This window comes from Pseudoalteromonas sp. MMG033 (genome assembly GCF_057197785.1).
On sequence record NZ_JBXVAL010000002.1, the window covers coordinates 1,063,822 to 1,086,432 of the forward strand.

The 22,611-nt window shown below is 40.8% G+C and carries 15 protein-coding genes; 8 read left to right on the forward strand and 7 right to left on the reverse strand.

Features of this window, described 5'->3' with window-relative positions:
• The first annotated feature begins 38 nt into the window (after positions 1 to 38).
• Entirely contained in the window at positions 39 to 644 is a 606-nt protein-coding gene (locus AC2CZC_RS25655) for a TetR/AcrR family transcriptional regulator (RefSeq protein WP_484585179.1), read from the forward strand.
• 1 nt (position 645) lies between these two features.
• On the opposite strand, the gene AC2CZC_RS25660 is transcribed toward AC2CZC_RS25655, so the two are convergent.
• Positions 646 to 1,224, reverse strand: coding sequence for a hypothetical protein (locus AC2CZC_RS25660; protein WP_484585180.1), 579 nt, complete (start codon positions 1,222 to 1,224; stop codon positions 646 to 648).
• 80 nt (positions 1,225 to 1,304) lie between these two features.
• Positions 1,305 to 3,368 carry a winged helix-turn-helix domain-containing protein gene (locus AC2CZC_RS25665; protein ID WP_484585181.1) on the reverse strand — a complete coding sequence of 688 codons (2,064 nt, stop codon included), beginning with the start codon at positions 3,366 to 3,368 and terminating at the stop codon, positions 1,305 to 1,307.
• Between the two features lie 204 nt (positions 3,369 to 3,572).
• Between AC2CZC_RS25665 and AC2CZC_RS25670 the strand changes: the two genes are divergently transcribed.
• Both AC2CZC_RS25670 and AC2CZC_RS25675 read left to right on the forward strand, forming a co-directional pair.
• Entirely contained in the window at positions 3,573 to 6,215 is a 2,643-nt protein-coding gene (locus tag AC2CZC_RS25670; RefSeq protein ID WP_484585182.1) for a TonB-dependent receptor, read from the forward strand.
• A gap of 259 nt (positions 6,216 to 6,474) precedes the next feature.
• The gene (locus tag AC2CZC_RS25675; protein ID WP_484585183.1) at positions 6,475 to 8,538 is read left to right on the forward strand and encodes a S9 family peptidase; all 2,064 of its coding nucleotides are present in this window, start codon (positions 6,475 to 6,477) and stop codon (positions 8,536 to 8,538) included.
• 265 nt (positions 8,539 to 8,803) lie between these two features.
• Here AC2CZC_RS25675 and AC2CZC_RS25680 read toward each other — a convergent pair whose 3' ends face one another.
• Entirely contained in the window at positions 8,804 to 10,063 is a 1,260-nt protein-coding gene (locus AC2CZC_RS25680; protein WP_484585184.1) for an adenylate/guanylate cyclase domain-containing protein, read from the reverse strand.
• A gap of 186 nt (positions 10,064 to 10,249) precedes the next feature.
• On the opposite strand from AC2CZC_RS25680, the gene AC2CZC_RS25685 reads away from it, so the two are divergent.
• Complete coding sequence (locus tag AC2CZC_RS25685) at positions 10,250 to 12,127, forward strand: winged helix-turn-helix domain-containing protein (protein ID WP_484585185.1); 1,878 nt, start codon at positions 10,250 to 10,252, stop codon at positions 12,125 to 12,127.
• A 4-nt stretch (positions 12,128 to 12,131) separates the two neighbouring features.
• Here AC2CZC_RS25685 and AC2CZC_RS25690 read toward each other — a convergent pair whose 3' ends face one another.
• A complete protein-coding gene (locus tag AC2CZC_RS25690) occupies positions 12,132 to 13,796 on the reverse strand; it encodes an SUMF1/EgtB/PvdO family nonheme iron enzyme (RefSeq protein WP_484585186.1) in 1,665 nt (554 codons plus the stop codon).
• 234 nt (positions 13,797 to 14,030) lie between these two features.
• Complete coding sequence (locus AC2CZC_RS25695; RefSeq protein ID WP_484585187.1) at positions 14,031 to 16,607, reverse strand: serine hydrolase; 2,577 nt, start codon at positions 16,605 to 16,607, stop codon at positions 14,031 to 14,033.
• A 232-nt stretch (positions 16,608 to 16,839) separates the two neighbouring features.
• On the opposite strand from AC2CZC_RS25695, the gene AC2CZC_RS25700 reads away from it, so the two are divergent.
• The 4 genes from AC2CZC_RS25700 (at position 16,840) to AC2CZC_RS25715 (ending at position 20,078) form a co-directional block, all read left to right on the forward strand.
• Complete coding sequence (locus AC2CZC_RS25700; protein WP_484585188.1) at positions 16,840 to 17,580, forward strand: alpha/beta hydrolase; 741 nt, start codon at positions 16,840 to 16,842, stop codon at positions 17,578 to 17,580.
• A 69-nt stretch (positions 17,581 to 17,649) separates the two neighbouring features.
• Positions 17,650 to 18,156, forward strand: a complete 507-nt coding sequence (locus AC2CZC_RS25705) for a YdcF family protein (RefSeq protein WP_484585189.1) — start codon at positions 17,650 to 17,652, stop codon at positions 18,154 to 18,156.
• A 293-nt stretch (positions 18,157 to 18,449) separates the two neighbouring features.
• Positions 18,450 to 19,403: a hypothetical protein gene (locus AC2CZC_RS25710; protein ID WP_484585190.1), complete on the forward strand. Its 954-nt coding sequence runs from the start codon at positions 18,450 to 18,452 to the stop codon at positions 19,401 to 19,403.
• Positions 19,404 to 19,568: 165 nt separating this feature from the next.
• A complete protein-coding gene (locus AC2CZC_RS25715; RefSeq protein WP_484585191.1) occupies positions 19,569 to 20,078 on the forward strand; it encodes a hypothetical protein in 510 nt (169 codons plus the stop codon).
• 196 nt (positions 20,079 to 20,274) lie between these two features.
• On the opposite strand, the gene AC2CZC_RS25720 is transcribed toward AC2CZC_RS25715, so the two are convergent.
• A complete protein-coding gene (locus tag AC2CZC_RS25720) occupies positions 20,275 to 20,637 on the reverse strand; it encodes a hypothetical protein (RefSeq protein WP_484585192.1) in 363 nt (120 codons plus the stop codon).
• Positions 20,638 to 21,022: 385 nt separating this feature from the next.
• The gene (locus tag AC2CZC_RS25725) at positions 21,023 to 22,468 is read right to left on the reverse strand and encodes a serine hydrolase domain-containing protein (RefSeq protein ID WP_484585193.1); all 1,446 of its coding nucleotides are present in this window, start codon (positions 22,466 to 22,468) and stop codon (positions 21,023 to 21,025) included.
• Positions 22,469 to 22,611 lie beyond the last annotated feature (143 nt).

Genomic DNA, 22,611 nt, shown 5'->3' on the forward strand with positions numbered 1-22,611 from the left:
TGGTGTACAATAAATTTCAAGTTGTACGTGGAGGGATTATGGGTAGAAATAAGGCATTTAACCGTGACCAAGCAGTTGATTCGGTCATGCATTTAATTTGGAGTCAGGGATATCAAAACTGCTCCGTAAAAGCAGTATCAGAAATGTTAGGTATTACTCGCTCTAGCTTCTACCATTCCTTTGGCTCAATGGAATCTCTCTTTATAGAAGTGCTCAAACGTTACTATGTTCACTCTCCTTTTTGTGCCTTTGACCAAATCAATGAGCAAAGTGATATCTTGAAAGAAATGTGTACTGTCTTTCAGAATATTTGCGTTGCGAGAGTGACAGACAAAGAAGCAAAAGGATGCTTGATGATCAACAGTATTATTGAGCTCGTGGGCAGCAATGATATTCTTTCCCCGCCATTATCAAGTAGCGTAGATGCAGTATTAACTCGATTCAAGCGGCTTCTAAATGCGGCAAACATGCAGGGAAAATTCAGCGATAATGACATCGAACAAAAGGCATTGGCGCTCTTAAATTTGCTTATTGGGATCAACGTATCTGGCAAGTTTATAAAAGACTATGAGCAGCTTTGGTCTTCCACTCGACTCTCGCTGCAAAGTCTTGGAGTTTACAATACCGATTATAATATGACTTAACTTACCGTATTTGAGCGGGCGTATATGTCACTGTTAGAGTACAAGATTGGCACAAAGTGCTCTGTGCTGCGACGTAATGTTCACCTTGTATTGGCAGACCCGAGTCCGCAAAAGAGGCTTGCCAATGCTCCATATCTAATGCATAACGATTACGTAAAGACGCTTCGATGTCCGTTTTTTTTGACTCTGTGATGTCCCGCGCTGAAAAGTGTATCTGACCTAAATAAGTAGACTTGCCTGATGTGCTTTTAAAGTTATGCTCAGTTTCGCCCATTTTATTAACAGATATGAACTGATCACTTACTTGCCACCCTGTGAACATATATCTTCCTACAGGGAGTTCAATAGAGAAAAGGCCCGCTTCATTCACACTCGTGCTTAAGGATATAAAATGCTTTTTCCCAGTTTTAATATTTTTAAAATGGACCTGATAATCAGCGTAATTGCCTTCATACACCATACTGCCCCATACAATACCATTTTCACTGGATACCTGATTGCTCAGCCCTATACTAGGCGAAGCACAACCACTAATTAGCACTATGCTCAGTAACGCGATAACACATTTTATTCTTTTCATAAGTACACCATTACGTTAAAAGCGTACTCTTACACTGCACTTTTAGTTAGCTAATTGCAACAAGTAATACAAAAACACATCTAATCCGTTAAAAACTCATGAAGGACAATATCCATTTCCAGATTTTCTATTCGATTGATTATAATATATTCACCATCACTAGTTGCACTCAACCCCAGCTCCACATTCACATCATATAGATAAAGCCCAACATCAGAAATAAACTCATTAGTCTGCTCTTTTATGTTGTAGTTAAACAATGATAATTGATGCCCTTGCCTCACCACATAATAAATACCACCCTTGTATATTGCAGGGCGATATAATTCTAAAGAATAAGAAAGATGATGAAGCGGCACTTCTCCCTGTAATACTTCATATAAATACACCCCGATATCATTTATATATGAGTCAAAGCTTTTATTTTTATTAATTAATGCCGTATGGGGCTGCTCTAGTTCAGGCAGAAGCGTATTACTCGCGCTAGCTATATCATGTTTCCAAAACTGAGAACGCTTCTCTTCTATTGTTTTAAAATACAATGACTTTCCATCGTTTGACCAGTATATATTCTGCAGAGTTTGATTTTCCTTAATCACCGAACGAGGGATTTTTGAAAAGGTATTGATTATAAATAGTGTATTAGACTCGCTCAGCATAGCTAAGTATTCACCATTAGGAGAAAAAAGCAGCAGCTTAGGTTTATCCTTTTTCAGTAAACTTGTTAAAAGACTAGGACTCGACTTAAAACGGTGCTTTAGCCATACTTCAACATGTGTGATTTGAGGGTCAGCATGTGGTGTCGTTGAGACATATGCCACCTGCATTCCATCACTTGAAATCGTGGCCTGTGTATCAATTCTTGAGTTTGAAGAAACGGCCGTAAACGTATCAGATGTGATAGAAAACTCATAGAGATTAACTTCGGCACTGCCCTCTGTATGCGCTATTAAGCCGGTTTCACTGTTAATGGCAATTTCAGATATTTCGCCATAAGGCTTATACAAGGTGCTGCTCTGCTGACCGGGTGAATGTAACTTTAACTCGCTACCAGCACTCAACCAACTTCCGTCAGTTAAGCCAAAATACGGCTCATCACCTACCTCAACTAGCCCAGTCTTCCTGATCTCACCGTCTTTACCAATAGTCCCTTGTAACCATTGCAAATCTTGCTTATAGATAATTTGGTCACCGCGTGACCGATAAGTCTCAGCTTGAGCAACGATCTCTTTTTTTGAAAATGATAAATTATTAATATCGTCCATATTAATATTATATTTCACTATCCCCTTTTTCCCTTGGCTCATCTCGTTTACAAAGAGCTGACCAGATTTATTTAATATTACTTTTTGAGGAACTTGTGCGCTATCACATTCTAATAATGATACATCCCGATTTAAACGCCACAATTCAATGGCATTATGAACGGACAAACCTCTTACCTCACAACTAAATGGGCTATATCGATAATATAACAGCCATTTTCCATCTTCAGACCAACTCGGTGCTTGTTCACTATAACCTGATGATTTAATTGTATGAGAAGAGTTTGTTTGGAGATCGTGCACTACCAAATCATATTGACTTTGACCTGTTACAATTTGACTATAAGCCAAAAAACGACCATTAGGAGAAAAACTTAAATAAGCTTCGGCCCCCGGAGAAGAAGTAATCCTAGAGATATATTTAATTTTTGGTGTAGATTTAAATATATTAAAATCAAACAAAGCGATAAAAGTAATAATAAAGCCAAGAAAGGCCCCCAAAACAAGCCAGTTAATTGGTATATTCTTTTGCGGAGAATTTGCCCTCTGGGCTAATGTTGGCGCATTTGCAACAATAGCAATACACTGATAACCGAGGCGAGGCACTGTTTTTATAAAGGTAGGCTCTTTGGACGTATCATTAAGCGTTTTCCTAATTTGTGCCACGAGTTGACTGACAGAGTTGTCACTAACCACAAGATTTGGCCATAGCTGATTAATTATCTCATCTCTGCTGACAGGTTCAGGAGATTTTTCAATTAACAACCTTATCAATGCAAGCTGCTTGTGCTCAAGTGGCCGCCATATTCCGTCCACTTTGACACTCATTTTTTGGGCATCTATCAAAACATCATTTAACAGAAAGCGTTCAAACTGCATTTACTGATCCAATCCAAAAAAACGAGCCTAAGTAACATGGCCCTGCACATAACGACTATTCCATTATGATCATACTATGTTATGATGGGGACAAATTTTTTTACCTAAACGCAACTTTACAGTACTTTCTGTTGCACTTAAATAGAAATATAAAAGCAAAGTTTCCCGAACGTTAATTGAGAATAGGAGTAGGAAACAATGGTCATGAAACGTATTTGTCATTTGTTTCTTCCCCTTTTGCTTTTATATATACCCTTTGCCCACAGCAAAGCTGATCAAGAAGCCCAAAGCCAACCGCACAGTCAAAAGCCCTCAGAGAGAACTGAAAACGACCTGTCTAGAATAGAAATTCGCGCCTTCCATGACAGCGTTGTCAAATCATTGAATATAAAACGCTTTAGTGATCAAGTTTCAGACAGCATCAGTGCTCAAGAAATTGGTAAATTCCCAGACAAAAATGTTGCGGAAGCCTTACAAAGGATCACAGGTATTTCACTCTCAAGAGTACAAGGGGAAGGTGAACGTATCGGCGTCAGAGGAACAACCCCAGAACAAAATCGCACCTATCTAAATGGACAATACCTAGCTTCAGCAGACTGGTGGATATCGTCACTACCTAGTAGGGGCTTCAATTTCACTCTACTTCCCGCTGATATCGTATCGAGCCTTGAGGTTTATAAAACACCAAAAGCAAATCAAGATGAAGGCTCGCTAGGTGGTGCCATCAATATTAAAACCCTAGACCCTCTTTTTTCAGATCCTGGCGTGTTATCTGTCACATCACAACTCCAATACAATGATTTGTCACAGCAGTACGACCCGCAACTATCTGCCGTATATAGCTGGATCAATGATCAGCGTGATTTTGCTTTACTCTTTACGGTAAATCATCACAGCAGAAGTTTGCGTAGGGACGGACTGGAATCTTGGGGGTGGCATGAAAGAAGTTACAACCTAGACGATGCTGGCCAGTTAGTGTCAAATACTCAAGCGAATCAACCAAGCAACTTACAAAATATATGGTCACCGGGTGGCGGAGGCTCAGCCGTTTTCCAACAGGACAGAGTACTCAGCAGTTTTACCACCAGTGCCACCTATCACATTGATGAACTTTGGACTTTGAGAGGCCACCTTTTACACTCTGAACTCAATGCTGATAACTCGAACCAAAATTTTTTATGGCAACCAGGAAAGGCATTAGATGCAGGTAGCACGATAAGCAATTACCAAATCATAGATAATACCCTTGCTCACGCGTCTCTTACACCCGCGCAAAGCCAACCATTTAATACCAGCATGGAAGCAATTTGGCGAAAAGCGCAAATACAAACCCAAAGTATCCACCTCGATTTGCTCTATACAGGCCCATGGTGGCAAGCTCAATATCAAGTGGGCTATACCCATGGCAGCGGCGGAACAAGTGAAGATAATACGGCTCAATTTGCTGCAAACACCCATTACAGCTTTGATACTAGAGAAAATAAGAATATTAAAACTCAGTATGACGTATCGCCGCTGGCCCCACAAAAATGGTTTATCAGTGAAGCGCGTAATGATAGTCAAGATGGTAACGATACTGGCTACTTTTTACAAAAAGACTTTACCAGGGATCTTTCATTTCAACATTTTCATACCTTAAAGTTTGGCGGCAAATACAAACGCCATAAGCGTGATTTTATGCGCATGCGTTCACAAAATGGTGGGCTTAATGGCTTGGCAGGCCAACTCAATACCACATTGGCTGATTATCCAAATGAGTTTATTAGTAGCTATTTAGACGGCATCGGAAGCAGCGATACTTTAAAAGCGTATAGCTTTGCTGATATCAATGCATTATCACGTGACTTCTCAACCTTAGACTTTGTTCAAACAGAAGAAAAAACCAGCCGTTTCACAATTGAAGAAGAAACCCTTGCTGGTTATGCCATGGTTGAATTTGCTGGCGAAGGCTATAAAGCCAATTTGGGCCTAAGAGTTGTCTCTACTTGGCAAAAAGCAGGGGCATATGAGCGCACAGCTTCTTCACCAACAGACACTTATGACTGGCAATCTACATCAAAACACTACACCGACCTATTACCTAGCCTTAACATTCAATTTGATTTAACTGAGCACCTGATTTCTCGATTTGCAGTTGCACGTGTTATGTCTCGAGCACAGTTTCACCACTTGATGCCCTCCACTAATTACAATGTAACTCAAGCGCAAGGCCAAGGCGGCAACCCGGAGCTTAACCCTTACAGAGCAACTCAGTATGATTTTGGTTTAGAGTGGTATTTTACTGACTCAGCGCTGGCATCGATTGCGGTATTCAATAAAGATGTAGAGTCTTTTATTGAATTCAATCGAGCGCTTGAATTACATGAAGGAATTCTCATGTCCATTGATAGACCTATTAATGGTGCGGGAGGGGTGATCAGGGGGGTTGAACTTAGTTACCAGCAAGCAATTGCATATGGCTTTGGCGTCATTGCGAATTACACCTTTGTTGATGGAGACCGTAACACCCAACTAAACGGCAATGATGACTGGGTGCCAGGGACCTCTAAACACAGCACAAATCTCACAGCATATTATGAAAATAGTTCAGTCAGCTTTCGCCTCGCATATAACTACAGAACACAATTTGCCACAGGCATTGGCGAAACAAAAATGGATGATTATGGACAGCTTGACGGCAGTGTTACATTCTCAATCAACGATGACTTAGACCTTATTTTTGAATTCTTAAACTTAAACAATGAGATCATATATACATTCGATCGCAATGAATACGCCCCAACTGCTATTTACCAAAATGGTCGCCGTTTCTATTTAGGGGCAAGATATCGCTTCTCAGCAAATTAATCCAAAAAGATCAATTAACTAACTACCTAATACGCCTTTTGATAGCTCGGCTTTTGGACTGAGTGTCGCTTTAAGGTCAATTGCATATGTGTTTTTCTCATTCACCTATTATGATTATTTATTCAAGTTAGTGATTAGTCGCATACCTTAGACGATTAATCGCAAACAGTGGTTTTCTTCAGGGCTCATCGTAAAATAGCGGGAATTTTTTTACCCGACGTTTTACGTCCCTCACAATCCTTTTTTCAAGGCTAGTAAAATGAAATTGATCAAATCCTCAATTGCACTGGCAGTTGGCTTGGTAAGCACAAGCGTACTCGCTGGCGCTCACTATGACACCATTACCATAGAAGACATTCCAAAAATCCAAAAAGTCGTTAGTGCACAAATCAGCCCTGATGGTGAATCTGTTGCATTCACACGCTCTGTACCGCGCGAATTGTACATAGATAAAAATGGTAAAAACTTTAACGAGCTGCACCTAGTTAATGATGAGGGTATTGAACGTCCTTTTATTACTGGTCAAGTCAATATCAAAAGCATCGCTTGGTCAGCCGATGGCCAGTTTATCTACTTTCTTACGAAGAAAAAAACGGATAAATTCACGACCCTTTACCGTATCGCAGTAAACGGTGGTGAAGCGCAAAAAGTATTCGCATTAAAAGATACATCAATTTCTAAATATCGATTAAGCCCAGATGGCAAGCAAGTTGCTGTGTTAGCAATGCCAGCCAAAGATAGCTCAGAAAAAGAACTTAAAAAACTTGGCTTTATGGCTGAAGTGTATGAGCTTGGTTTGAGAAATAAACAGCTTCATATTATCGATTTGCAGCCAAGTGAAAAAGCACTCACACCTGATGTCATCCCAGTTCAAGGGTATGTAAGCGATGTGAATTGGTCTGATGATGCCAGTAAATTACTTGTCAAAACTCAGCCAACCGCGCTCATTGACGACCAATATATGAAGTCACAATGGCATATTATGGATGCCAAAACAAAGCAGATCACTACGTCTTTCCAAACCGAAGGAAAGCTAGGTGAAGCTGAGTTTTCTCACGATGGCAAATACATTGCGATCTTAGGTGCAGAAGATAAGCATGACCCAGCTAAAGGCAGACTGTTCTTAGCCAATGCAAAGACTGGCGAAATCGAAGAGTGGATCCCGAACTTTATGGGCCATATTGGTGATTTTGAGTGGTCTAATCGTAAAAACACGCTTAATTTTGTGGGCCATGTCGGTGCAGAGAGCTTCGTAGGGCAAATTAAAGTTGGCTCGAAGAAGTACAAAAAAATCATCAAAGATGGCAAGCTTATCGCCGGAAAGCTATCAGTTTCAGACTCAGATAAAACCATAGCACTTACTGCAAACACGGCAAAGCACCCTAACGAAGTCTATATGTTACGCTCAAAGCGTACAACTCGCTTGTCAAACTCAAACTCTTGGCTTGATAACAAACGCTTTGCAAAGCAAGAAGCGTTGACATTTAAAGCCAGAGACGGGGTCGAAATCGGTGGTGTTCTTATTTATCCATTAGACTACCAAGAAGGTAAACGTTACCCATTGATCATGTCTGTTCACGGTGGTCCTGAGTCACACGATAAAAATGGTTGGCTGACAAGCTATTCAGATCCAGGTCAAATGGGTGCTGCACGTGGCTATGCGGTATTCTACCCTAACTACCGTGGATCAACCGGAAAAGGCGTAGATTACTCAAAACTAGGCCAAGGTGATTACGCAGGTAAAGAGTTCGATGATTTAGTCGATATGAAAAAATACCTCGTTGACCTTGGACTTGTAGATACCAAGAAAGTAGGCATTACAGGTGGATCATACGGTGGTTATGCTTCTGCATGGGGCGCGACAAAGTTAACAGAGCATTTTGCTGCAAGCGTCATGTTTGTGGGTGTGACTAACCAATTATCGAAATTTGGTACTACTGATATTTCAAATGAGATGTTTTTAGTGCACGCTCGCTCATACCCTTGGCAGAAGTGGCAATGGTATCTTGAGCGCAGTCCTATTTACTGGGCTGGTCAATCTAAAACACCATTGTTAATTATGCACGGTAAAGATGATCCACGCGTACACCCTGCACAATCCATGGAATTGTATCGATATATGAAGGTACAAGGTAAAGATGTGCGTTTAGTCTATTACCCTGGAGAAGGTCATGGCAACCGCAAAGTCGCAGCGCAGTATGATTACAGCATTCGCCTGATGCGCTGGATGGATAACTACCTAATTCATGGCAACAAAGACATGCCAGATTACAAGATAGATCATGCCGCTAAACTAAAAGCAGCAAAAGAAGCGAATAAATAAGTCACTTCCATGTCAAAAAGAGTAAAACAAAGGATTTGCGTTTTACTCTTTTATTTTACTCCTCAAAAATATGCTCGCCCTGAATTTATTGCCCAATGTCTGACCTATGACCCCTTCCATGCGCTTCAAAGCACGAGATAGTGTAGCACCCGCTCAAAGAGCAAAATAAATAGGACAAGCTTATTTTTGAGTTGTACCCATACTAAAATAAAATCCAGCAATTTAAAACCAAAATTTTTTCATTTTAAAAACAAAAAATACACATTTATATCTGAGGGTCAAAAAATACTTCTATAGGTTCGGCCCGCCCTTTAAGACTCACTTCCGCTGCTTTTTGTAAATCTTGTTGCTGAGACTGCTCCACACTGACCTTACTGATGAGTAAAGCCTTCTTTAATTCTTTCGTTTTGCTTTCTATTCTGGCGGCAACGTTAACGGTGTCTCCAATCACGGTGTAATCCATACAACTCACGCTGCCAACGTTGCCTGCAATAGCATCTCCACTGTGTACTCCTATCCCTATTTCTAAACTAGGTAGCCCCTCTTTGATAAACTCTTTATTGAGAGTTTCCAGTACATCTAACATTTCTTTGGCGGCACAAATTGCATTACTGGCACTATTTCCTTCACCTTGAGGTGTACCAAACACCGCCATAATAGCATCACCAATAAACTTATCTATCATGCCATCATACTTAAACACAATTGCACTCATCGCTGAAAAATATCGATTCAATAGACCTGTGATCACCTCAGGTTCATGTGTTTCGCACATGCTGGTAAAACGCCGAATATCAGCCATTAATACCGTCACATTGCGCCGCTCTCCACCAGGTTCTATATCAACTTTGCCAGTTTCAACTGCACTCACCAATTTTTTTGGTAAATAACGAAGTAGCCTTTCCCTGTGTCTAAGCCTAGTGTAAGTATTTGTTATATAATTAGAAATAGACCATGCCAGCAAGCCCGAAAATAGAATAATTATCTGCTCATGCATCTCAATCGCTCTGGCTGTATCACTGTGCTCTAAGATTATCGTACCCGTTGCCAAGCAACATAAGGTGGAATAGTAAATTATTAACTTACCTTGACGGAATGCACTCATCACATTGAACAAGATAAGTGCGCTTATCAGCATCAATTCAAACTCCGTATTATGCATATCATGTAAAAAGTGGCCAATCTCCGATAGAAACTCCATCTCAAGGGTGATCAGCAAAATAATAAGATAATCAAATAAGATAGAAATGTACTTTAACCACGGTTTGTAGCCTTCACTTTTTGCCCACCGAGCGACACAAAAACACCAAACCGCAGTCAGTGCCATAGTGCCCAGATCGACGACTATTAACGTCCAATCTATGCCTCTATTTAGCAAACCTATCAAAAGCTCTAATAAAAAGAGTGACATTAACCCAACAAATCGGATCTGATTAATGTGGTACTCCATTTCCATTTCTCTTTGCTGATAGCAATCAGTCAGGAGTACATCAAAAGATTCATCAATATCCTTTAGCCATTTCATAAATATCTGCCATCACCTAATTACAATATTTCAAGCACTGTCTCAGTGCCCAACTTTAACTAAGTGTAGCTTGGCTTTTTCTTGTTACATGCGTAATCAAAAACTTACTTCTAGCCTAAATCATTCACAAACCTCATCGACTAGGCTACTATTGCAGCCATAACAATGGAGTGACGACCACCAATCATGCAGTATTTTCTAGACTTCGAATTCGATCCAACGCAAAAGCGCCTATTCAAAAATAGTCATGAGATCCCCTTAACCCCCACTCAAAGTAGGTTGCTTGCGTTGTTAATCGAATCGCGTCAAGAGGTACTCAGTAAAGAAGATATATTGGATCATGTTTGGCAAGGTCGAGTCGTTTCTGAGCAGGTCGTATTTCAAAATATCAGTCAGCTTAGGGCGATGATTTCTGATGCCGCCATAAAAACGTTTCCAAAGCGTGGCTATCAATGGCAGCTAGAAATAACCTCGCAGGCTAAAGCCGGAAATGTCGAGGTTACATCGCAGTCAACTACACACAACTACTCGCAAAGGTTTATCCTCTCGTGTGTATTCGCCACTTTATTCGTTATCGGCCTTGTTAGCAGCTATTGGCTATGGCCACATCAAGATAACAACCTAGATGTTCAAACAAGTACACATCAACGCATCTTATTAGTTCCTTTTTCGCCTAGATTTGAAGGGCATTTAAGTTCCCAAACCAATCAACTCAATGACACCTTATCTGCCAGCTACGCAGCACTCATCGACCAACACAGTTCGGCACAAGCCCTATTCAACTCTCCCTATATAGAGCACCAAAAGCTGTTGGGAACAACATCAAATAAGCTTTTATTGAGCGGATTTATCTACTCAAAAGAAGTGTCTAACACACCTATGTACTTACTTGAGTATCGTTTACAAAGCCACCTCAGACACTGGCAAGGCTATATTTACGCCCCCAGCGTCAACGAACTTAAAGATCAGCTGCAATCTAAGATTGATGGGTTACTTCAATCAGATTATTTTCAAGTTCATTCTGATACTTTTACGACAACAGAGCTTGAAAAGCTTTACAGCCAATCACCTGATAATTTAGATATACTGAAACATTTAGTCGAACGCTTGCTAGATGAGTACAACCACAACGTCGCTAGCGCGCATATTGAGCAAATGATAAGTCTCAGCGAACAACAAAATCATCCGCTGTACAAAGCATATAGCCAATGGCTTAAAGGCCAATTACTGATGGCGTTAAATCAATATGCTCAATCTAAACAGCACTTGGAACGCGCCAGTGCACTAATGGATGACGCGAATTTTAACGCCTTAAATAGTGAGATCAGTAAATCATTGTCTGATGTGGTTGCACACGAGCAAGACTTTACATTGATACAAAAGCACTTGTATAAATCAGCTAGTCAAGCTCGACTAGCCAATCGCCCAGTACAAGAGATCAGGGCCTACACACTTTTATCAATCAAAGCGTTTAAACTCAAATTAGAAAAAGAACAGTACGACTATCTTTATCAAGCAAAAACCTTGTTAGCCGACCACCAGCTTGATGGTAGTCATTACATGCTCATATTCTATCACTTCGCACTATTTGCAAAAGAGCTAGAGCAAAAGCAACATTATTACTTAAAAGTATTAGAGCAGCCCATCACACCTGAAAACTACTGGGTTTACTTCTCCGTCAGTGAACAGCTAGCTAACCTCTACCTTGAACAAAACGATTCGGATTTGGCGATAAAACTAGCTGAAAATATTGATGAGCCCGCCAGAAGGGACATGTTATTCGCACAGATTTATCACCAAATGGGACAAATTGATGTTGCCAAGCAGCACGCTCAATCAAGCTTTAATATCGCAAGAATGCAACACATAGACTGGGTTGGACTAGCAATGGCGGTTAAGTTATTAGAGCTAAACGCCCAACTTAATGAGGATACAGATTCTCTGATTTATCGCCACTATATTAGAGATACCGCCTCACCAAGGTGGCAACAAGCGCGGCGAGATAAACTCATAAAATTAGGGGTTATCAATAACCCCTATGAACAAGATAAAAATAGAATTTAGCCGCCTAACGCATCGCGATATCGAACCAATTCACTGCGAAGATGGCCGTCTCTCCTTGGATAGTTAGAGTATGTCGCCCTTGTTCAAATTTTACTTTGATATCTTTGATAGTACGCCAGCCACGCTCGCCTGATAGCACAGAGGTTGTGATCGGATCCCCATTGAGCATCAAGGTATAATTTTGTGTCGGTCCAGAGTGAAACAAGCGAATTGTCATCAAATAGTCCCCTGCTGTTTGTGCCTCGAGGATGTAACTTGCCTTACTTGTGCCAATAGAGCCGATGATTTTATCGCCTTCTGGCTCAAAGCTAGAGTTCACAACCGTTGCCCCTGGCGCAAAGTTAAATGCTTCCCCTTCAATGCGCGAGGGAATAACATGAGGCTGCTTAGAAGCGCTGTCAAAAAAAGGACTTGGTAAGCTCTTCGCGTTGCCATTTAATGCGACAACAGAGTACCTACCATTGTGCGAAAGCGCTGCATCATCAATAAAGCTTGTCTGCTTATGGCTCAGTTTTACCAATGTGACAGTCTGGTTGGTTAGCGGGTCTTGCCTCAATACCTCGTACCCTGTTACACCAGATTTTTGCTCAGCTTGCCAAGCAATTTTCACTTTATCTTTGCTAAGGCGACTCAGCTTCACATCATTCACCTGTTTTGGATAATGTGGGTTTTCTTTCTTGTGTTTATTTCTGGCATTTTTTTGCGCTTTATTTAATTGCTTGACAAACCAAGGGGTACCTTCGGTTGCCTCTAACGCTTTTCCCTTCGTATCTTTTACTAATCGGAAGCCTTCCAGCGCCGCGAAAAAGTCCTCATACATCATCATACGTCGGCTCGATCCAAATGCAGGCCAGTGCCAACTGCCGCCACGAGCGACAAAAACCTCACAGTCTTTTTTAGTTACCGCACTACCATCAACAGGCGCCCCCTCATAGCTGTCTTGATAACAATCAGCTAATCGCTCGACCACATTGCCTTCCATATCATGTAAACCAAACCCATTGGGTTTATACAGGCCAACCGTTGAGATCATCACTTCATTGTCATTACACGCATTGGTCGCGTCTTGAGCATAGGGCGCGTCATACAACTTTCCAGACAAGGAGTAAGCGTGTATGTCAGCAATATTTGCATATTGGCACGCATCCGGAGATCGGGTTTCATCACCAAAAAAGTACTTTGACTTGGTGCCTGCTCTTACTGCATATTCCCACTCGGCTTCTGTCGGTAATCGATATTGCTCCCCTGACACCTTTGATAACCACTTTGCATAGTTAATTGCATCAGTACGAGACACACAGACCACAGGGTGAAATTCACTGAGTACATAAATATTATCGTCCCATGTCCCATCGCGTTCACCGCTGCCAAACCACTGACGGCCAATACGGTGGACACAGCCTTTGGTAGATTCATAACCAGTCGCCTCTATAAATTTTCGATATTCGGCTACAGTCACTTCATATTTCCCCATTTGGAATGCAGGTATTGTGACTTTGCGGATAGGTAACTCATCCTCTCTTCCCTCTGTACTACCCATGGTAAAAGTACCTGTGGGAATACTCACCATGGGCGGTTCGATATAAGTCGTTTGCTTACTTTGTACAGGCAGTATTGTGGCTAGCGACACCAGCGTAGCAGCACTAAAAACGAACGGATGTGATCTCATAATTACTCCTTAGAAAAAGTTCGAAGCCACTATGCGCCAACAGTATTTATCTCGTCTTAAAACTTATCTATTAAATACAAAAATAGAGTTTCGATAGATTTAGTCTGTTGAAAAAATTGGATATATTTTAAAAAGTAGGGAGTTGAGAATAAATTAAAAGTCGCTGGTAAAAACGATGAATGTATGGCACATCAAAACATGCCACACATCTTTTTGAGTGATTTTGCTTATTTGTTATTTATGCTGCACACCAAATCTATACAGATCAGCCGCGAGGTTATCCAAATAAGGTTGGATAATTTCTTTGCCGCGTATAAAGTCCTCACCATTTGTCAGCATGATGACGCCTGTTTTTGTCAGCGCGTTATAAATCATTAACGCATTCGTGCCCGGATCACCGCCATTGTGGCCAAAGAACGCCCCGTCCCAATACCAAAAAACGCCCTGTTGATAAGGTATGTTAAACACATCGCTTTGCGCACCGATTAACTGTTTTACACTCTCAGCATTTAAAATCTGAGTACCTTGATAACTGCCTTGATTTGCTATAGCAGCCAACAATTTACTTAAATCATGACTACTAATATTTAGTTCACCATCATATAAAGTGGCGTAGCCATACTCAGGCAGAGCGTGCGCAGTTCCAGCTTCATCTATGTTGTATTGCAATGCTTTTGGGTTATCCGCTGATAACCTAGTGTGATCCCACTGAGTGTTGTTCATGCCCAGAGGCTCAAAAATAGACTCACTCATATACTCAGCTAAATTCAACGCTGCTTTTTTCTCCACGGCATGGGCAGCAAGCGCAGTCCCCATATTAGAGTATGACATGACTTCACCAGCTTGCCCGTACTCACCATCAAGGTATACACCACTGCCTACATAGCGGCCTTGCTCTGAGAAATAGTCTTGCGCTAACAACTGCTCTAAACTCGCCGTTACCGGAATCTCCTCCTCGCAAAACGATAGTCCAAACATAGTTGCTAATGGAAGTTGGTCTTCATACTTATAGTAAGTACAGAAAATCCTATCGCTGTCTTTTATACCTGATGTATGGGTCACCAAATGACGTAGCGTCATGGTAGATGACGGACTTTGCGGGTTATTGGGATCAAACGACAGATTCATCTCTGTCAATTTATCATCTAAGCTCAATGCCCCCTCTTCGACTAATTGCATAATAGCCACCCCAGTCACCGCTTTGCTGATGGACGCAACGTTATAGGGCGTATTCACCGTTGCAGGTATGTTCTGCTCCAAATTAGCAAAACCTTCAGCATGCTCAAAAACAACTTTATCGTTTTTGATAACGGCCACCGAAATACTTGGCAAACTGGTTTTAGTGACGACATCACGAACGGCTTGCTGCAGTTTATCGGCCGATTTGGCATGTGAGCTTACGACATTGTGCTGCTGCATTACATACTCAATGGGAGTGTCTGTCATATATTTGTGGTCAACAGTTGCATAAGCATAAGTTTCAACATCCGGCGCAATGCCTACACCTTCAACTACTTCACCCGCATGATTTTTATATACCTCATGGCTTAACGTCAGCTCCCATCCATTTGGTAATTGATGCGTTAACGTGTCAGAAACACTGCCATTGGTCGCTTCACCAATTAATTGACTGTGCGGCAAGGACTGCAATGCCATCGCAAGTACTTCGCCACCACTGCCGGTATGCTCACCGATCAACACATAAATTTGCTTGGTGAAGTTCAACTCAGTATTTGAGGTCACATCCAGATCGATCGCTTCCCCTTTAAACGCTTCATTGCTGATCTGTTTAGTACCAAACGTGTAGTCTGAATCAGTGAAGTAGCCAGCTATTTTTTGCGATACCTTATCAAAACCGCCTGGGTTATATCTTAAATCGATGATAATTGAATCCGCATCACGCAATTGCTCAAGCGTGTGTGTCATGATCAAATCCGTATTGTCTAAGTCTTGCTCCACCCGAGATAAGATATTGTCAGCTACATTATCCAAAATCATCCCTGAGACTCTATCAATACGGATATAGCCAAGCTCAGGGGAAATATGGCCAAAGCGAATAGCATCCGTACCTTCAAAGCTATGTAACTGACCGTCCGACATTAAGTGCTTTAAGACGCTCAGCTCTTTGGCTTGTAACTGTGCCAAATTATCATTGATATCACCATCACCATTTAATAGCCCCTCTTTGATCCAGCTATCCATTTTACTGCCATCAGCTTGCTCTCCTTGAGGCCCTTCGAGGCTCAAGTGCCCATCACCAAACTCGGTAAAAATTTCATCCATTATTGTCATAAAATCAGCATGGGAAGTCGATGCTGTTACCTTTGGCTTATAAGTATCGTAAACCGCTTGCCAATTAATATCCCGTAATTCAAAAAAGCCGTAATACTCATCGAGCGACAGCCATACATAATCAAAAATTTCTGGCAGTGTCATATCCGTTGTCAGGTTATCCGCACTGCACTGTGAAGGCAGCGCGTCGAGTTTGACAAGCTCGACCTTGGAGGAAGCTGGGCTGTTAAAGGTCAATTGATCTTTTTCGTTATTCAGTGATAAGTACTCAGCAAGTGGCTTGGTAAATTGGGCATTTTCTTCATCTGCTTTAATACATGTATTACTATTAAAGTTGTATGTCACCAGACCATTTGATGATAAATCCCAGATCTCACCCGATCCTTTGATTTCCCATAGCCCGTTAAAGCTTTCAATCATCGCGGGCTTTTCTGGTGCAATGACAACCACATCATTATCTTTATCGCATCCTGACAGCAGGATGGCCGTGGTTATAATACTCAGCGTTAATCGTTTCACATTTTATCCTTAAGGGTAATTAATAACGCATACAGCATATGAAACATGTATCCAAAAAAGTGTTTTTATCTGGGGTGATGATGTAGAGGGAAGTTAAAAAACACGCACACATTTATACGATTTTTGATATTTTACATAGTGTAGATATCGAGTGCAGCTGTCTATTCACCGCAATTATATTGGCGCCTTAATAAATTGACGATATTTTAGCCAACCTAAGATTTAAGGAGAAATGATGAAACAGACAATAGCACTTATTGCGCTTTGCTTTGCATTTAAAAGCGCCGCAAGTACCGATATTACATTGACTTCTAACGATGGTTTCACCATCCATGGGAGCTATTTTAGTGGTAAAGAAGACAGCAATAGAGCCCTGCTTATGCTCCACCAATGTAACTTTAATCGCTCCATGTACAACGACATTGGAAACCAATTATCCCAACAAGGGATCCATGCTTTAAGTATCGATTTCAGAGGTTATGGCGACAGTAAAAATAATCAATTTGATGTAAGCAGCATAAGAAAGCTCTCTGGCCAGTCACGCACTGATGCATGGAGAGATATGGTAAAGTATTGGCCACAAGACGTACAACTAGCCTATGAATATTTAAGACGTAAAGTATCAAACACCGGGCAGATTGGCGTTATCGGCGCAAGCTGCGGCGGTACACAGGCCATCACCCTTGCAAATAACACCAACATTGATGCTATTGGCTTTTTTTCATCTGCCCAAACCTATGACAATATTCAGAAATATGTAGCAAACTTATCTGGCAAACCAACCTTGATCATCGCAGCAGACGACGATGGTAGGACTTACACCAGCGCAAACATCCTATTCAAAGAAGCAAAACACGCCAATAGCAAACTGCTCACTTATAAGGGCAAGTTGCACGGCTACCCATTATTAGAGCATGATAAGAACTTAAACAACGCTATCAGTCATTGGTTTGGACAGCAGCTCAAAAAATAAGCTAAGCATTTAATCCTTGCAATGCTGGTCTTCTATAATGAGCTAAACCTAGCTTTTTACAGGTCAAAAATGGACAAAGCAATCATTGTTTTAGGACATAAAAATGATAATCAAGGGCACCTATCAGCGCTTTCAATTGCAAGATGTGAGCTTGCCCTTGAGCTATTTAAATCACAGCAAAATTCAAGATTAATTTGTACGGGTGGTTTTGGCGCAAACTTCAACCAAACTGCAATTGCGCACGCACATATAAATCAACAATATTTAATCAATAATGGAATTAAAGCAGCGCACTTTTTGCCAAGCGCTTTAAGTCGCTTCACAATTGAAGATGCAACGCTCACCTATCCGATACTTAAACAGCTCAACGCGCCGCAAGTCGACATAATCAGTTCAGATTTTCATATTCCGAGAGTCCAGCTCATTTTTGACAAAGTCATGCCCTCAATGAAAAAAAACTACTTATCTGCATCTAGTCCAATTTCAAGTCAAGCATTACGACAACTGGAAAAGCACGAGGTATTCGCAAAGAAAAGAGACTTAGCAACACTCACCAAAGAAACAAACGAATACTGAACAGGCGTAAACAAAAACCATCATCCTGCTAAAATACACATTTAATTATAAATAAATTTATATGCACTTTTACTCGCTTATAAACAAAGCTAATTTACCAATCATTTTATTAGTAGCTACTAACCACAAAAAAGCTTAAATATATAGGAACAATATTTAAAAGAGTAACACCCGCTTAGCTTGCGCTATATCAAAAACCTTTCCATTGGTACTTTTTTTACTCAACTTTTTATCATAGAGTGCTTGCGATAATAGCTGTACAAACTTTGGACATTTCAAAATGGAGGGAAACCATGTCTAATAAGTTAAAACTTGCTGTACTTACTACATCACTACTTAGCGCTTCTGCATTTGCAAATATCAGTGTTGGAAATGTTGCATTTGACAACCATACCGTGATCCCAAACCCAGGTTCTGCAAATTTTAATATTCATTATTATTTGTTCGGCTCTCAGATATTCAACCCTGGCGGACAAGTTGAGTTCTTTTTAACAAAAGATGGCGGTGCAACCGGATATTATGTCGGTAGAGAAGCCCCTGATTTGAACTGCGGCACCAATGGCTGCCGTCCAATTAATGCGCAAAACACTTTTAAAGTGAGCCCATTTAATCTCGACGGCACAACAAAAGAGTATTTGAGTAGCTTATGTATGCCAACAGACTTTCAAGTGGTCGCAAGGTTTAATAACTCAGTGTCAGTCAGCCATAACTCGGCAACTTTTGGCACCATTGGTCAACCAGACTGGCTATTTCACTCAGGCTCTATGACACCTGCGAATGTTTCTGTCGGTTATGGTGGAAACTTAAAAGTAAACTTTGTGGTTAAAAATGATGGCTGTCCTAATTCTCCTGTATTACCAAAAGTAGGCATATTCTTAGCCGATTTAAATAACAACCCCTTAGTTTATTTTGGTGCTGTGCAGGTGATAAACGATGTAGGCTCACAACACGAAGTATTGCTTCCTTTGAAAAACATCAATTTAGCGAAAGGAACTTATCGTATTATTTTGATGGCAGATGTTGAGCAAAAGGTCCCTGAAACTAATGAAAACAATAACTTTGGCGCGTTTACGTTAAGAGTGAATGACCCTGCTACACCAGCAAGTATTCCTTATTATCAGAAGAATGCAAACCTAGATAACTCTTATGAACAACTCGGTTATCAACTTGAATCGCTCACCCATAGCATCACCTCAGAGCAAAAGCTCGAAGTGCTAAAAGAGCAGCCTTTCAAGTCAGATCATTAATTTTCCACCGGCTTATCACTAGTAACTCAGGGTCCCCCTGAGTTCACACAGCACAACCATATTCGCGTCGAGTTATTAAAAAATTCTTCTAACCTGTTATTTCTGGAAAAAAGCATCGTTTTTTAAGATGACTCACACAAAAATAGCATCAATAAGGAAGATAAAATGAAAAAAGTATTCGCACTATGCGTTGGCTTATCTGCAATATCTCTGACTACACAAGCTGCTCCGACTCAGTGGCAAGGCTTTTTTAAAGGCCAATGTGAACTACTTGCACCTGGCAAAGGCGCTCTATATGCATTTCCAATGTCACTTGAAGTTGGCAGCCCCGTTGATAACCGTGCTGATTGGATTGTCACATACGGTGAAGGCGCGCAAGCAAGACCTCGTAACTACACTTTAATCACAGTTGATGAAGCAAAAGGGCATTTCGAAATTGACGAAAACAACGGCATTATCATCGACCAATACTTATTCGATAATAAATTTGTAAGCTTGTTTGAATTTGGTGATACCAAGCTCAATGCAGAGTATGAACTGCACAGTGACGGCTCTTTAGATGTTGAAATCATTAGCTATACCGCAGATAAGATCCGCGAAAAGCAAATTGGGCCTCATCAAGTGTCTAATTATGGTGGTAAACGCATCCAAAAATGTAAGCTATTTAAGTGGTAACAACGTAGCAATACTTGAATGGACTCCCTTTACCAGTTCTACTCGCCTACTCGGGCAGAACTGGCAAAACCAAGAACTTGCCCGTCGCTTGGTTTTGAAGTGCGATCTGCTTGGTAAGAAAAAATAACAATAAACACTTACCAAGCAGCATCCACACCCAAAAGCAAAAGATAAAAACCACAGCTATCTGTCATCCTTACTTGTCTTCATTTGCATATTCAAAGTGCCAAAAAAAATAACATGTTAAATAGACTGAAATAGCGATGCCCGGACTAAATAATAAGCTCGGGTAAACTGACACCGATCCGTCCACGGTGAACGATAAAAACACAAAAAAAACAATAACAGATGGCAATGGTATACCTATTGCGCCATGCCCCGACAAAACGACAAAAGACCAACCGAAAAGTAATAGCGATACGACAACCAAGCCAAACCCCTTAAGTAGCTTCTGAGTTTTTGCATAACGTCTGGCAATGAAAAATGCACAAACCGTAGGTATGTAATTATGAATTAATAAAAATAAATCGATTCCGTTTTGCGTGATCATATTACTCATATTTCTACTTCTCTTCGCACTGTGCCTAAACCCTTTTCTTCTGCCATTTAGAAAAATATAGAGAAGCAAATAGCGATATACTTAGGGCTATAATCACAGAATAAAAAGCAACCACATCTCTACCTCCAATAAAGGACAAAGAAGTTTTTGAGAACATAGGAAAGTTAGTCGCACAAGAGCCGCCTAAAAAAGCAGCATTTATGAGTGTTATTATAATAATTAAAGTTGCTACTCCAGCTAAAAGTAGCAACTCTTTTATATAATCACACAAAGTACTTCCTATTCGTAAAGCTGCATTAGTATGCGAAACAATAGAAGCACTTTAACAAATAAACAGGCAGGATAAAAATAATTTACCTTACACAACGAGATTAACTGGAATATATTAAAGACTACTTTTTACAAATCGATATTGCCCACTCCAAATTAATGCCTGAATCTCGCCTTTATCATTTCGTTCAATATCCACCGTTGCACCGTCGCGCACATCAATTAATGATTTCTCACTCGTCGCTATCAAACGGTTGATACGATCTCTGGATGGGTCATATGCCAATATATATTGTTCATCAAAAGTCAGATCAAATAGATACTGGCTATCTTTATCATAAATATACTTGCCAACCATTTGCTTTAACTGCGCACTCGAAAAGGTATACTTTTCCACTTTTTTAGCCCTAGAAAAGTCCCAACCAAAATGCTCGCTGATGGCAAGTTGTAACTCCCTCATCACCGGACGGGCTGCATCTCCATTGGTCATAATAATAAATGCATCGCCTTTATCAGCATACGCTTTAAATACATTGGTAAAGCCTTTGTTTTTACCGCCATGTTCAAACGCGAGCCCTTGCTGATAATTTTTTAATACAGGTCCAAGCCCCCAGTCGTTGTCATGGAAAACCAGCATGTCTTTAACCAACTTGGGTGTAATGGGACCAACCGCTTTACCTGCTCGTGCACTTTGTATCGCTTTAACGTACAGCGCTATATCGCTCGGCGTCGTCCACAAACCCGCAGCAGCCTGCTCAGGGTAAACGTGCCAATCTCCTTCAACCTGATTACCGTTTACATCAAATGCCGCACTGGCTTTAGACCATAGGTGCTTAGGCAGCGGCTGTGCAAACGTGCTGTTTGTCATTCCAAGCGGTTTCAAGATCTGCTCAGATGTATAATCAGAAAACGACTGTCCTGTTACATTTTCAACAAGCAAATCTAATACAGTATACCCGCCACCGGAATACCTAAATCCTTCACCGGGTTGTTTATCGACTATCACTTTACCTGTGTTACCCTGCCCATTTAACACCCCAATATCGGAGGGCACTTTGCTGCCGCGTTGATATCCCGGAAAGCCATGCTGAGTTAAACCTGCGCTGTGTGTTAAAAGCTGACGCACTGTCACTTTAGCTGACTTGGTAAATTCATTGTTTGGCACTTGCCAGCCTTTTAAATACTGATTTACATCCGCATCTAATTTAATTTTTCCTTCATAAACCAATTTTAAAACAGCCAAAGCCGCAACCGGTTTACTGATAGAGCCAGCTTGAAACAAAGTTTCAGTTGTCACATTGCGATTGGTCTGTTTATCCGCTAAACCAAAACCTTCCGCCCAAACAACTTGACCATTTTTAACCACAGCAACACTTAACCCAGGTAAGTTGTGCTTACGCATTTGTTTTTCTATGGTGCTTGAAACGTATTGCGCACCTTTTACTTGAACCAGTGGGAGTAGTTCGAGTTTAATATTTGTGTTTCCCTGTTCGCTTGCAAATCCTATCTTTGGTGCAATAAAGATACCTGCGATTAGTGTAGCGATAACGGTTTTTTTCATTCTTATAATCCTTGTTTAATGATGTCCTATACAATAGTAAATTACTATAATTTCATATAGATACTGAATGTGACTCTGATAAATTTAACGAGGAAAATCGCTGTGCCACTCACTAAATAATACGAATAGTGCTACCAATGTGA